This window comes from Nitrosovibrio tenuis, assembly GCF_900109785.1.
GTDB classification, from domain to species: domain Bacteria; phylum Pseudomonadota; class Gammaproteobacteria; order Burkholderiales; family Nitrosomonadaceae; genus Nitrosospira; species Nitrosospira tenuis_A.
In genome coordinates this window covers 374,088-386,621 of the sequence record NZ_FOBH01000002.1, presented here as the reverse complement: position 1 = coordinate 386,621, position 12,534 = coordinate 374,088, and the positions used below count along the sequence as shown (strand labels likewise).

The following is a 12,534-nucleotide window of genomic DNA, read 5'->3' as shown; positions in this document are numbered from 1 at the left end:
AAATCGACAAGGCCGGCAAACCTGGCCGAGAGCCGGTTGCTTGACGGATCCGGGTGATTCCGGATCCGCACTTCTTATCAAACCCTGATGGAGCCCGCAATGGGGATCGAACAGCTTGGACCAAATACTCTGGCGACGGTTATCGCCGTAAAGCCACAGGAGCTAGGCCTGACACGAGCGCCACAGGACAGCCAAAAACGTCCTGGCCAAGTCCCCGCATCAGCGGATGTGCAGACGATACAGAAAGCTGCGCAGGAAATTGCTCAGCCCGGGGGGTCAAGCCTGCAATTTAATATCGATGCCGAGACCGACAGGGTCGTGGTGAAAATCACCGACAGCGCAACAGGGGAATTATTGCGGCAGATACCGATGGAAGAAATGCTTGCGCTGGCCAAATCGCTCGACCAGTTACAAGGTTTATTGCTGAAAACAAAAGCATAAATTACAGGCGAATTAACCACACACAAGATAACCGTACGAAACGGAGACAAATATGGGTATCACCGTACCAGGCGCGGGCTCGAATCTGGATGTGAATGGCATTGTCAGTCAGTTGATGGCAATCGAGCGACGGCCACTCGATCTATTGACGCAGCGCGGAGCAGACTATCAGGCGAAGCTGTCCGCCTATGGAGCACTGAAGGGTGCAATGTCAGCTTTCCAGACCGCAATGAATGGGCTCGCTGATGGGGCAAAGTTTCAGGCTGCCACGGCCAGCGCGGCAGATCCTTCCGTTTTTACCGTTACCGCCAATGGCAAGGCGGTACCCGGCAGTTATTCAGTGGAGGTGCAGCAACTGGCACAACAGCAGAAAATCCGTTCGGAAGGATTTGCCAGTGCCTCCAGCGCGGTCGGCAGCGGTATGCTGACCATCCAGTACGGCACTTACGATAGTGGCTCGAACACCTTTACCCTGAACAGCGGGAAGCCGGCTCAGACAATAACCATTGATCCATCCAACAATACGCTTTCCGGGGTGCGCGATACGGTCAACGCGGCGAATATCGGCGTGAGCGCGACAATAATCAACGATGGGACGAGCAGCAAGCTTGTGTTGACCGCAAAGGACACCGGAGCTTCCAACAGCATCAAGATTACGGCCAGCGATGACGACGGCACGAACCTCGATTCTGCGGGTTTGTCGCAGCTCGCTTTCGACCCGACAGTTGCCGCAGGCTCCGGCAAAAACCTCACCCAGGTGCAGGCCGCACAGGATGCCAAGCTTCAGATTGATGGCATTGCCGTCATCAAACCCTCCAATACGGTTACTGATGCGATTGAGGGTGTAACGCTCAACTTGCTCAAGAGTAATGCGGGAAGCCCGACCGTGCTTAACGTGGCGCGCGACACCGCGGGCGTGAAGTCATCGGTGGAAACTTTCGTAAAGTCTTTCAATACCCTCAACCAGACGCTCGGCAACTTAAGCGCCTACAACGCGGCGACCAAGTCAGGCGCTGTTTTGCAGGGCGACTCGACGATTTTTTCAATCCAGACCCGTATCCGGGCCACGCTATCGGCCGCAGTCGACACGGGCGCTTTCACTACCTTATCCCAAATCGGTGTTGCTTTTCAGAAAGATGGAAGTTTGGCCCTGGACTCCACCAAGCTGCAGGCGGCGCTGGACAATAATTTCGGCAGTATCGCCGGCTTGTTCACTTTGGTCGGCAAACCCACCGACAGCCTGCTCACTTATGCGGGTGCGACCGACAAGACGGCTGCAGGGAATTATGCGGTTACTGTTACGCAACTGGCCTCCCAGGCCCGTCTTACCGGCAGCCAGGCGACGGGGCTGACTATCACCAGCGGAGTAAATGATCAGTTAGACATAAATATTGACGGGGTGACGGCCAGCGTCACGCTTGGAGCCGGTCTCTACGCATCGACCGACGCGCTGGCGGCCGAGGTGCAAAACCGGTTGAACGGGGCTGCCAGCCTGACAGATGCTGGCAACAGGGTCTCAGTTTCGCAATCCTCCGGTGTCATCAGTATTACATCCATGCGCTACGGCTCCGCTTCCAGCGTAAGCATCATTGGCGGGAACGGTGCCGTTAATCTGATGGGTGCAAGCCCTACCACAACGGCGGGAACAGACGTGGCCGGTACAATCAATAGCCTGGCTGCCACCGGAACAGGTCAGGCGCTTGCCGCGGCGGCCGGCGAGGCTTCCGAGGGCTTGCGCCTCACCGTCAATGGTGGCGCACTCGGAGCTCGAGGCAACGTCAACTTGTCGCGCGGGTATGCCGATCAGTTGAACAAACTGATGGGTGACCTGCTGTCGAGCGATGGCATCATTGCCAACCGCATGGATGGCATTAATGCCAGTGTGAAGGATATCGACCGTCGTCAGGAAGATTTCAACCAGCGCCTGACCACGACTGAAGCTCGGTACCGGGCCCAGTTTACCGCGCTGGATACGATGCTAAGCAGCCTGAATCAGACCAGCCAGTTCCTCCAGCAGCAGTTGGCTACCTTACCAAAGAACAATCCTTGAACCAGAAACCTCAAACACAGAATAATCCGGGAGAAACGAACCAATGTATTCAAAATCCAGCCACGGCGTGAACGCCTATGCCAGTGTTGGGCTTGAGACCGGCGTCCTTGCCGCCAATCCGCACAAACTCATCCTGATGCTATTCCAAGGCGCTCATGTCGCATTGTCTTCCGCTCTCATTCATATGAAAAGCGGCAATATCACAGCCAAGGGAAAATCCATTTCCAAAGCCATTGCGATCATCAATTCGGGTCTGCAGGCCAGCCTGGATGTCGAGGCCGGCGGACCCTTGGCTCAGCAGTTGAACGCTCTCTACGAATATATGGGGCACCGGCTGTTGCAGGCAAATTTGCATAACAATATTGGATATGTCGAGGAAGTCTCTCGTTTGCTCGGTCAGCTCGGTGAGGCGTGGGAAGCGATCGGTACATCCAGTTTATCTTATGGTGCCGGCTCCGGTGCACCGGCTTCCCCGATTTTACCTGCAGCGACAGCAGTACCTTTCACCGGCTCTGGAAAAGCGTGACGCTTATGAACAGCATACAAATCATCTCGGCATTTCGATCGATTTCCAATTTTACCGGCGACATGGCCGAAGCTGCCCGAGCTGGCGAATGGGACAAATTAGCGGAACTGGAGGAGCGCTGTGCCGCTGTGGTGGCTCAACTCAGGGCCGCTCAGCCGACCGTGCCGCTTACCGGAGAGATGCAGCGTCAAAAGGTCGAGTTGATTCACAAGATTTTAGCCGACGATGCCAGAATACGCAGCTATACCGAACCTTGGATGCGGCGCATTCAGACCTTGCTTAGCAATACGGGGATGACCCGGCGGGTACATCAGGCATATGGCCGGGATGGGTTCCGGTAAACCCGTCTCATGGGTCCTGCGCCCGTCCTCCCATCGTCAAAGCCGCCTGGCCGCTTTAGCAGTTTTATCGTCCTGTATCCATTCCTGACAAATAAATGGAAAAACTGGATATGCCTCGATTTGATGCGCTGCACCCGGTAGCCGCGATTGATCCTGGCGCAGCGATCGCTCAGCGCCACAGCGGTGATTCACCGTTTTTAAGAAAGCTCGAGTTGGGCCAGCGTCTACAAGCAACAGTGCAGGCCAGCCTTTCCAATGGCGAGTTTGCCGTTATGCTGCATTCACAAGACGGCGGGTCACCGGATGGTCAGGCGTGGCGCATGCAGCTTCCCGTTGGGGTGAGGCCGGGCGATATATTGAAGCTGATTTTCATCGGTCATGAAGCCCGGTCCGAGTTTGTGCTGGCTGAGGATGCTTCCCCGAGGCCGCAATCGCCACTGCTGAGCGGGACGGGTCGCTTTATTGATGATCTTTTACGTCACCCGGTTTTTCCGGATAGTCCTGCCGCCCTTTCGAAAGCAACGCCGCTGCTTGAAGTGCCGCCAGGTAGTGGAGCGGAATTATCTCTGCGCCTGGCGCAAGCACTTGAACGCAGCGGCCTGTTCTATGAATCGCACCAGGCGCAATGGGTTGGCGGCGTGAGGCCATTTTCCGAATTGCTGGCGGAGCCCCAGGCGCATCTTGCCTGGCCGGGGCTCCCAGGGAAAGATAAGGATGCGAACGAGGCGAATGTAAGAGCAACGATAATGGCGACTACGGATCCGGCGGTGGAGGATACGTCTCTGATCTCCGACCGCCTATCTTTAAATCCGGCTCATCCGAATCCGAGCGATCGTAACCCGGTCCACTTCGATGCGCTTGCACTGGTGCGCCAGCAATTGGAGGTGTTTGAGACACGCCATATCGCATGGCAGGGAGAAGCATGGCCGGGCCAGGCCCTCTCCCTGGAAATCTGTGAGGAAGAACGAAGGGAATCAGGAGAACCCGATCAGCCTTCCGCTATTCCATGGAATGCCTGCTTGTGCTTAACCCTGCCCAACCTGGGTCAGGTTACCGTAGGTTTGCGGCTACATCGGCATGGTTTGGAGGTAAATCTTGAGACACCCGATCATGCGGTCATCCCTCTATTGCGATCCGGCGCCCTATCGCTTACGCATGGCCTTGAGGGAGCTGGCATTAGATTGCTCGGCATGGGAGTGAAGGTGAATGACGAACAGGTTTGAGCCACGCGGTGCTGCAGTGGCCCTGGCTTATCGGGAAGGCCAGGCCGCTCCTCGAATTGTCGCCAAGGGCCGCGGTCTGATTGCTGAAACCATTATCAGCCAGGCACGGGCGCATGGCATCTATGTGCATGAGTCGCCCGAGCTGGTATCTTTGTTGATGCAGGTGGATCTGGACCAGCATATTCCGCCGCAACTCTATCAAGCGATCGCGGAATTGCTTGCATGGCTTTACAAATTGGAAACAGCAAGCGAAATCAGGCGGCGAGTCTAATCGAGGATTTGCTCCTGTCCGGTATTCTCACCCGTTGTCGCATACTGGTTCTCACACCGGCATGTTCATGATTTCCTGATACGCGGCGACAAGCTTATTGCGCACTTGCAATGTGTAATTGAATGATAGTGACGCTTTTTGCATCGCAATCATGGCCTCGGTCAGGTTAGCCTCTGGCTCGCCCACCTCAAAATCCCGTGCAAGCTTTGCTGCACGCTGCTGCGTATTGTTGACCTGGTCCAGCGAATTCTTGAGAACAGTGCCGAAATCGACACCATTACCACCCATATTCTCACTCAGCCGCGTACCACCTTCCATCGGCTTCCCGGCGGCAAGCGCTGCACCCGTTCTCAACTGGGCGAGCATCGAATCTATTTTGGATACGTCCATACGGACCCTGCTATTGGCTTTTTTCGGAATCCAGGCAAGATATCACTGCCCTGCTCAAGCTCGGGTAGGAATAAGCCCCAAAAACGCGCTTCTATTCGATGTTTCGAAATAAGCGGGTATATCGATAATGCTGGCTGGTACAGGTACTGGTACTGGCAGCGCACTTGCAACTGGCTCACGTCGCGCTCAATGCACTCGCGCCTTATCGCGCAAGCTGAATCTGATACGAAGATTAAAAAACTGTTTGATTCAAACTGAAGCACCACAGGAGGATGCGTGGCGGTTGAAACGGAAGCCATAACGGTCGGCGGTACCCAGAGCCTTGTACGGGGGTATTTAAGCAGAATCTCCAGCCAGCAGAAGATGGGGTTGATAGTGGCCATTTCCGCTATTGTCGCGTTGATGGCCGCCGGCTGGATGTGGAACCGGGCGCCCGATGATAAGGTGCTATTCAGTAATATCTCCGATCGTGATGGCGGGGCGATCGTTGCAGCCCTTCAACAAATGAACGTGCCGTATAAATTTGCAGAAGGCGGCGGCGCGATTCTTGTGCCAGCCAGCCAGGTGCATGACGTCCGGCTCAAGCTCGCTTCGCAAGGCTTGCCCAAGGGCGGACTGGTCGGTTTCGAGCTGATGGAAAACCAGAAGTTTGGTACGAGCCAGTTTCTTGAACAGGTCAATTTTCAACGTGCGCTGGAAGGTGAACTTGCCCGTTCCATTCAGTCACTGTCCGCTGTCAGCGGAGCGCGGGTGCATCTGGCGATGCCCAGGCAATCCGTATTCATGCGTGAACAACAAAAACCCAGCGCGTCGGTATTGGTAAATCTCCACGCCGGCCGTACCCTCGATACACAACAGATCAGCGCCGTTTTACATCTGGTTTCCAGCAGTGTGCCCAACCTGCCTCTCAAGAACGTCACGGTGGTGGATCAGCATGGCAATCTTCTAAGCAAGATTGACGAATTGAACATCAATACCGGCCTCGATCCAAGCCAACTAAAATATGTTCAAGCGCTGGAACAAAGCTATATCAAACGCATCGAGGCAATTTTATCTCCCATATTCGGACACGAGAATGTCCGCGCCCAAGTCGCGGCGGATATCGACTTTGCTCAGTCGGAGCATACCAGCGAGATATACAAGCCTAACCAGAATCCTGCGGATTCCGTGGTGCGCAGCCAGCAAACATCCGAATCGGCCAGCCGGTCCGGTCTGGGCGAAGGCGGAGTACCGGGAGCGCTTTCCAATCAGCCTCCAGCACCCGCAACGGCTCCGGTTACGGTACCCCCCCCTGCGAACGCCGCGCAGCCTGGTGCTGCGCCTGGCACTCCGCCAACTATTCCTTTGGTGCCTCCCAACACGCGTAAAGACAGCACTATTAATTATGAGGTGGATAAAACCGTTCAACATATACGCAAGCCGGTGGGCGGAATCAAGCGGCTATCGGCAGCGGTGGTGATCAACCACCGTCAGGTGACGGACCAGAATGGAGTAACCAGCTCAAGGCCGCTGACCGAGGCAGAAAAGGCCCAGGTTACAGATCTGGTGAAAGAGGCTATGGGCTTCAGCAACGAGCGTGGCGATACATTGAATGTGGTCAACAGCCCGTTTGCGGATATGGAGAAGGAAACCACGCCGGAGCTTCCTTTATGGAAACAAACCGAGATGATTGAGATTGCCCAGCAGATAGGAAAGACTGTATTGATCGGTGGACTGATTCTCTATCTGGTGGTGGGCGTGTTGAAACCTACGCTGAAACGCATGAATGTACCAGCCCCTCCCTTATTACCGGCCGAGCAGCCGGATGATGGCATTGCACAGGCTATTCCTGCCCCGAAACAGGCACCGCAGGTTTCACAGCATGAAGAAACTCTGGCACTGGCCCGGCAATTGGCAAGAGACGATCCAAAAATGGTGGCGAATGTGCTCAAGCAGTGGGTAGCGGGCCATGAATGATGAGGGCGTTTATAAAGGCGCGGTCCTGCTTCTGTCATTGGGAGAGGACGAGGCGGTGGAGGTGCTCAAGCATCTCAACCACCTCGAGGTGCAGAAACTTGGCGCGGCAATGGCCAGGCTCAAGAAGCTTAGCCGGAGTGAAGTTGATACCGTGCTCTCTGATTTCTGTAGCCGTGCCACAAGAGAAAACCTTTTTCTGGATCTCGACGCGGAGAGTTACGCTCGCTCGGTACTTCAAAAAGCATTGGGCGAAGATAAATCGACGGACAACATCAGCCGTATTCTGGAAGGCCAGGATACCAGCGGAATCGAAGGCCTCAAGTGGATAGATTCGCAATCGGTGGCGGAGTTGATCAAGGGGGAACATCCGCAGATCATCGCCACCATTCTGGTGCATCTCGACCGTGATCAGGCAAGCGAAATTTTGGGGGAGCTTACCGAGCAACTGCGTAATGACGTCTTATTACGGATCGCTACGCTTGAGGGCATCCAGCCTTCGGCCCTGCGGGAACTGAATAATGTCCTTACCGATTTGCTCTCAGGCAGTGAGAACATAAAAAACTCGGTAGGCGGGATCCGTACTGCGGCAGAGATTATCAACTTCATGGGCAGCGCGGCCGAAACCTCAGTGCTCGATAATCTGCGCGAGTTTGATGCCGAATTAGCCCAGAAAGTAATGGACCAGATGCTCGTATTCGAAAACCTGATGGATATCGATGACCGTGGCACTCAAATCCTGCTGCGGGAAATTCAGTCCGATTCACTGGTTATTGCGCTGAAAGGCGCCGCATGGGAATTAAGGGAAAAAATATTCAGGAATATGTCGAGTCGGGCTTCAGAAATGCTGCGCGAAGATCTGGAAGCGATGGGCCCGGTCAGGGTTAGTGAGGTGGAAGCTCAACAGAAGCAGATATTGCAGACCGTCCGGCGGCTCGCCGATGAAGGCCAAATCGTATTTGGCTCCAAGAACGAGGAGAGCTATGTGTGATTAAACGCTCCTTATACCTAAACCTCAAACACTGCATTCCACCTCGTCCAAATGCCGGATTCAGGTTGAAAGCCGGATGACAGAATCACAAACGAACGGATGAACGTCCATGGCCAGTCGAATAATTCCCAAAGAACGGCTCTCCTCTTATCAACGTTGGAAAATGGATGCCTTCGAGGGAGAGCAACCCCGAGTACCTGAGCCTGGCGTCGAGCGACTGTGGTCCGGACGCGCGGGCATGAAAAGAGATTCGAGTGCGGGGCAAGCCGGGGCCCAGCATCTTCACGAACAGATCGAGCAAGCCCATCAGCAGGCAAAGCACGAGGGGTATGCAGCCGGCCATGAAGCGGGCCAGGAAGCAGGCTATGAGGCTGGCTATAAAGTGGGACACAATGCGGGTTATCAGGCCGGGTACAAGGCCGGCGGGGACCATGCCGCGGCGGAGGTAATTAAGCTGGAAGCCCTGCTACAAAGTTTCCAAAAAGAATTAGCGATTGCAGATCAAGCCATCGGCAGTGATTTGCTGATACTTGCCTTGAGTCTGGCCAAGCAAATGACGCGTGAGGCTCTGCGGATAAAACCGGAACTCATGGTTGCGGTGGTACGCGAATGTCTTCAACAGGAATTTGCTTTCGGGCAGCCGGCGCAAATATTTTTACATACGGAGGATGCTGCCCTGGTGCGGCAATACCTGAATCAGGAACTTGATGGGTGGACGATTTGCATCGATTCTAAGCTGGAACGCGGCGGTTGCCGGATCAAAATGGGCCATAGCCAAACCGATGCAACGGTGACGACTCGTTGGCAGCGCATCTGTCAGGCACTGGGACAAAACGGTACTTGGTTGGAATGACAGCAACTGAAACTCCCAGCCATACTGCCCAGTGGCGCAATTTCCTCAAGAGCTGCGGCGATATTACAGCGGTTTCGCAGCCTTTCCTGCTTTCGGGCAGCCTCACCCGCGTTACCGGACTGGTAATGGAAGCGGTAGGACTCAAGCTTGCGGTAGGCAGCGGTTGCACTGTGCTGTTACCCAACGGTAATAGAGTCGAGGCGGAAGTAGTGGGTTTTCACGACGACCGACTTTATCTGATGCCAACCAGTGATGTATTTGGGCTGACGGCGGGCGCAAAAGTGGTCTCTTGGGACGGAGCGGGGGTATTGCCCGTCTCTAGCGATGGCCGCAATCCAGGCCGTCGTGCATCAGACAGAATCACGCGTTTTCCCGTAGGAAATGAATTGCTCGGACGGGTGCTGGACGGAACAGGCCGCCCCCTGGACGGTCTCGGTCCGCTGAAAGTGGAGCAGGGCGCGCGCCCTACGGAGCAATCGTTGAATCCGCTCGATCGGGAGCCGATCAACCAGATACTGGATGTCGGCGTGCGTGCCATCAATGCGCTGCTGACCGTGGGACGCGGCCAGCGCATGGGCCTGTTTGCCGGGTCCGGGGTGGGGAAAAGCGTGCTGCTCGGTATGATGGCCCGTTACACGAGCGCCGATGTGATCGTGGTCGGGTTAATCGGCGAACGGGGCCGCGAGGTGAAGGAGTTTATCGAGCAGATCCTGGGACCTGAAGGGTTAGCTCGCTCGGTCGTAGTCGCGGCGCCGGCCGATACCTGGCCCTTGATGAGGTTGCAGGGTGCTTCTTACGCAACTTCCATCGCCGAATACTTTCGCGACCAGGGCAAGAATGTCCTGCTGATCATGGATTCACTTACTCGCTATGCCATGGCGCAGCGGGAGATCGCGTTGGCAATAGGGGAACCACCCGCGACCAAAGGCTATCCGCCGTCGGTGTTCGCCAGACTGCCACGGTTGGTGGAACGGGCCGGCAACGGCATAAAAGGCGGCGGTTCGATTACCGCATTCTACACAGTGTTGACTGAAGGTGACGACCAGCAGGACCCTATCGCAGATGCGGCCCGCGCAATCCTGGATGGGCACGTGGTACTGTCGCGCCAGCTCGCGGAAAGCGGGCATTACCCCGCTATCGATATTGAAGCATCAATCAGCCGTGCAATGACCGGTCTCGTCAGGCCGGAATATTTTGAACAGGTACGGAATTTTAAACGGTTCTATTCGCGGTATCAGCGCTCGCGCGACCTGATTAGCGTGGGCGCCTACTCGTCTGGGACCGATCCCTTGCTGGACCGGGCGATTGCACTGTACCCCCGATTGGAGTCATTTCTCCAGCAGAGTATGTTTGAACGCGCGGATTATACGGACAGCGCCGCCGGATTGGGCGCTTTGCTGGCTTCCAACATTAACTGAGCCGAAACAAAAAATGTCAGAACGTTCTGCTTTAGAGACCTTGATCGAGTTGGCCCAGACCCGCGCCGACGATGCGGCGAAGCGCCTGGGCGCCTTGAACGCGCAAAACCTGGATATGGAAGCCAAACTTGTCTTGCTGCTTCAATATTGTGATGAGTATCGCGCGCGTTTTCAGGCTTCGATGCAGCGCGGACTGACGGCATCGGACTGGCGAAATTACCATGAATTTCTCAATAAGCTCGACGCCGCCATCGTACAGCAGCGCGAAATCCTGATCTTGATGCGGCAGCGCGTCGCGGCAGGGCAGACGGCGTGGCAAACGGCCAGGCAAACACTTTCCTCCTACGATACATTGGATCAGCGGCGGGTGCGCGCGGAAACGCTGCGTGCGGCACGGTATGAGCAAAAGCAAAGTGATGAACATGTCACCAATTCCGCTACCCGCCGGGATGGATCGCATTCATCGCATTCGTCATCCTGAGTCTACACCCAACCAGCACCCAACCACGAGAACGCATCATCATGCTTACCCCATCCATTTTTTCTAATTCTCCTTCTAATTCTTCTTTGAGCGGCCCGGTAAAAACACCAGCTTCTGCCGCCAACGCCGGTGAAACGTTGCAGTCACCCGAAAGATCGGGTTTCAACAAGCTGTTTGAGCAGGAAATGAATGATAGAACCCATATGTCGGAGGCTAGATCAACAAATATAAACACCTCGGTACAAGCGGGTAAAAACGAGAGGGCTACGGCCGCAGGTTCCGAGGGTGGCGACGCTTCGGTGGACCCAGGCGAAGACACGCCGGGCTTGAGAAAAGCGAGCAAAACGGAGGCCACTCCTGCAAGTTCCGCGCCATTGCAGCTCGTGAATTTTGCGACCATGCTACCCGATCTGCATACCGGGATGACTACCGGGCAATCGGTACAGCCCCCGGCCGAGGCCTTGGCTATTACAGGAGCTCATGCTCATATCGACGTTCGTATTGGGCACGACCTGGATGCCCAAGCCCATGTGAAAAGCGAAAATGGGGTCAATGCTACCGCTCGTAGCCGGGCCGGGACCCTAGCAGAAGATTTATTGGCCGACGTGGCACAGGCGGAGCAACTCGTTGATGCAGCGGCATATGCTGGCTTTGCAGGCTTGCCGGCCGGCTTTATCCCTATCAAGAACACGCACGCTGGAACCGGTGCGGGACCGGTCACGGCTGCAGGCGATCGGGCCGCACTGAAAATCGCTGATGGGTCCACTGGTGTTTCCGCCGGCTTATCCGCTGGCATGACGGATGGCGTCCAGGAAGGGGGAGTGGGAAGGGGACGATCCGCTGCTCTTCAAAACACGGTAATCCAGCTCAATACAAATGCTAGGCAGGACGGTTTGAAGTCCCAGGAATTCAGTCTTCCTGAAAAAGGCTTTACAGGAGAGCTCGCAAAGCTGGCAGACACTTCGTCGGGTGCTACTCCACAAAATCTGTCGACTATTCAGACGGAAACGGTGCTGTCAGTCGCTACAGCCGAGCGTGGCTTTACGCCTGGCATTTTATCCACGGCGGAAAGCTCTCCCGATCATTCATTATCAAGACTCGAGCCTCGCCTCGGCTCGGCCGGCTGGGATGTTGCGCTGGGTCAAAAAGTGGTCTGGACGGTTTCTCAGCAGCAACAGATTGCGGAGTTAAGCCTCAATCCGCCCGATCTGGGCCCCTTGCAGGTCATTTTGTCCGTCAACAACGACCAGGCCAGCGCGATGTTTATTTCGCAGAGTGCCGATGTCCGCCAGGCGCTGGAAGCCGCATTGCCAAAACTGAAGGAAATGATGGCGGACAGCGGCATCAGTTTAGGCAACACGACTGTCAACTCCGACAATTCACAACAAAACGAATGGCTGGAAGGGTCTGAGGGACGCAATAATTCCGGTGGGCATCATAGCGATGTCAATGGTGGCGCTCCAACGAGCACATCGGACGGCGCGCGCGTAAATATTACCGGCATCAGTATCAGCGGACTTATAGATACGTTCGCGTAGCAGCTGAGTAGTGCGGCCGTAATTCATGAAAAATCCTTCACGACAATACCCGAAACTC

The 12,534-nt window shown here is 55.4% G+C and carries 13 protein-coding genes; 12 read left to right on the top strand and 1 reads right to left on the bottom strand.

What is annotated here, in order from left to right; genetic code table 11:
• Window positions 1-99 precede the first annotated feature (99 nt).
• From BMX00_RS04550 to BMX00_RS04525, 6 genes are all read left to right on the top strand, one after another.
• On the top strand, window positions 100-441 hold the full coding sequence (locus BMX00_RS04550; RefSeq protein ID WP_177171760.1) for a flagellar protein FlaG: 342 nt from the start codon (window positions 100-102) through the stop codon (window positions 439-441).
• A gap of 52 nt (window positions 442-493) precedes the next feature.
• The gene (fliD, locus tag BMX00_RS04545) at window positions 494-2,491 is read left to right on the top strand and encodes a flagellar filament capping protein FliD (RefSeq protein ID WP_090827551.1); all 1,998 of its coding nucleotides are present in this window, start codon (window positions 494-496) and stop codon (window positions 2,489-2,491) included.
• A gap of 43 nt (window positions 2,492-2,534) precedes the next feature.
• A complete protein-coding gene (gene fliS / locus BMX00_RS04540; RefSeq protein ID WP_090827549.1) occupies window positions 2,535-3,017 on the top strand; it encodes a flagellar export chaperone FliS in 483 nt (160 codons plus the stop codon).
• A 5-nt stretch (window positions 3,018-3,022) separates the two neighbouring features.
• Window positions 3,023-3,358 carry a flagellar protein FliT gene (locus BMX00_RS04535; protein ID WP_090827547.1) on the top strand — a complete coding sequence of 112 codons (336 nt, stop codon included), beginning with the start codon at window positions 3,023-3,025 and terminating at the stop codon, window positions 3,356-3,358.
• Window positions 3,359-3,468: 110 nt separating this feature from the next.
• Window positions 3,469-4,581 carry a flagellar hook-length control protein FliK gene (gene fliK, locus BMX00_RS04530; RefSeq protein ID WP_218141482.1) on the top strand — a complete coding sequence of 371 codons (1,113 nt, stop codon included), beginning with the start codon at window positions 3,469-3,471 and terminating at the stop codon, window positions 4,579-4,581.
• The gene (locus tag BMX00_RS04525) at window positions 4,565-4,852 is read left to right on the top strand and encodes an EscU/YscU/HrcU family type III secretion system export apparatus switch protein (protein ID WP_090827543.1); all 288 of its coding nucleotides are present in this window, start codon (window positions 4,565-4,567) and stop codon (window positions 4,850-4,852) included. Before fliK ends, BMX00_RS04525 begins: the two co-directional genes overlap by 17 nt.
• A gap of 51 nt (window positions 4,853-4,903) precedes the next feature.
• Here the strand turns inward: BMX00_RS04525 and fliE are convergent, their stop codons facing one another.
• A complete protein-coding gene (fliE, locus tag BMX00_RS04520; protein WP_090827541.1) occupies window positions 4,904-5,242 on the bottom strand; it encodes a flagellar hook-basal body complex protein FliE in 339 nt (112 codons plus the stop codon).
• 276 nt (window positions 5,243-5,518) lie between these two features.
• Here fliE and fliF point away from each other — a divergent pair, with 276 nt between their 5' ends.
• The 6 genes from fliF (at window position 5,519) to BMX00_RS04490 (ending at window position 12,476) form a co-directional block, all read left to right on the top strand.
• Window positions 5,519-7,198 (top strand): flagellar basal-body MS-ring/collar protein FliF, encoded by a 1,680-nt coding sequence (gene fliF, locus BMX00_RS04515; RefSeq protein ID WP_245727702.1) that lies wholly within the window; start codon window positions 5,519-5,521, stop codon window positions 7,196-7,198.
• Window positions 7,191-8,186: a flagellar motor switch protein FliG gene (fliG, locus tag BMX00_RS04510; RefSeq protein ID WP_090827538.1), complete on the top strand. Its 996-nt coding sequence runs from the start codon at window positions 7,191-7,193 to the stop codon at window positions 8,184-8,186. Before fliF ends, fliG begins: the two co-directional genes overlap by 8 nt.
• Window positions 8,187-8,295: 109 nt before the next feature.
• Entirely contained in the window at window positions 8,296-9,039 is a 744-nt protein-coding gene (locus BMX00_RS04505; RefSeq protein WP_090827536.1) for a flagellar assembly protein FliH, read from the top strand.
• Window positions 9,036-10,457 carry a flagellar protein export ATPase FliI gene (fliI, locus tag BMX00_RS04500; RefSeq protein ID WP_090827534.1) on the top strand — a complete coding sequence of 474 codons (1,422 nt, stop codon included), beginning with the start codon at window positions 9,036-9,038 and terminating at the stop codon, window positions 10,455-10,457. Before BMX00_RS04505 ends, fliI begins: the two co-directional genes overlap by 4 nt.
• A 13-nt stretch (window positions 10,458-10,470) precedes the next feature.
• On the top strand, window positions 10,471-10,938 hold the full coding sequence (fliJ, locus tag BMX00_RS04495; RefSeq protein ID WP_090827532.1) for a flagellar export protein FliJ: 468 nt from the start codon (window positions 10,471-10,473) through the stop codon (window positions 10,936-10,938).
• A 185-nt stretch (window positions 10,939-11,123) separates the two neighbouring features.
• A complete protein-coding gene (locus BMX00_RS04490) occupies window positions 11,124-12,476 on the top strand; it encodes a flagellar hook-length control protein FliK (protein WP_177171759.1) in 1,353 nt (450 codons plus the stop codon).
• Window positions 12,477-12,534: the final 58 nt, after the last annotated feature.

Coding starts and splice junctions, on each gene's coding strand:
- BMX00_RS04550 (WP_177171760.1), top strand. CDS start 100: ATGGGGATCGAACAGCTTGGACCAAATACTCTGGCGACGGTTATCGCC.
- fliD (WP_090827551.1), top strand. CDS start 494: ATGGGTATCACCGTACCAGGCGCGGGCTCGAATCTGGATGTGAATGGC.
- fliS (WP_090827549.1), top strand. CDS start 2,535: ATGTATTCAAAATCCAGCCACGGCGTGAACGCCTATGCCAGTGTTGGG.
- BMX00_RS04535 (WP_090827547.1), top strand. CDS start 3,023: ATGAACAGCATACAAATCATCTCGGCATTTCGATCGATTTCCAATTTT.
- fliK (WP_218141482.1), top strand. CDS start 3,469: ATGCCTCGATTTGATGCGCTGCACCCGGTAGCCGCGATTGATCCTGGC.
- BMX00_RS04525 (WP_090827543.1), top strand. CDS start 4,565: ATGACGAACAGGTTTGAGCCACGCGGTGCTGCAGTGGCCCTGGCTTAT.
- fliE (WP_090827541.1), bottom strand. CDS start 5,242: ATGGACGTATCCAAAATAGATTCGATGCTCGCCCAGTTGAGAACGGGT.
- fliG (WP_090827538.1), top strand. CDS start 7,191: ATGAATGATGAGGGCGTTTATAAAGGCGCGGTCCTGCTTCTGTCATTG.
- BMX00_RS04505 (WP_090827536.1), top strand. CDS start 8,296: ATGGCCAGTCGAATAATTCCCAAAGAACGGCTCTCCTCTTATCAACGT.
- fliI (WP_090827534.1), top strand. CDS start 9,036: ATGACAGCAACTGAAACTCCCAGCCATACTGCCCAGTGGCGCAATTTC.
- fliJ (WP_090827532.1), top strand. CDS start 10,471: ATGTCAGAACGTTCTGCTTTAGAGACCTTGATCGAGTTGGCCCAGACC.
- BMX00_RS04490 (WP_177171759.1), top strand. CDS start 11,124: ATGAATGATAGAACCCATATGTCGGAGGCTAGATCAACAAATATAAAC.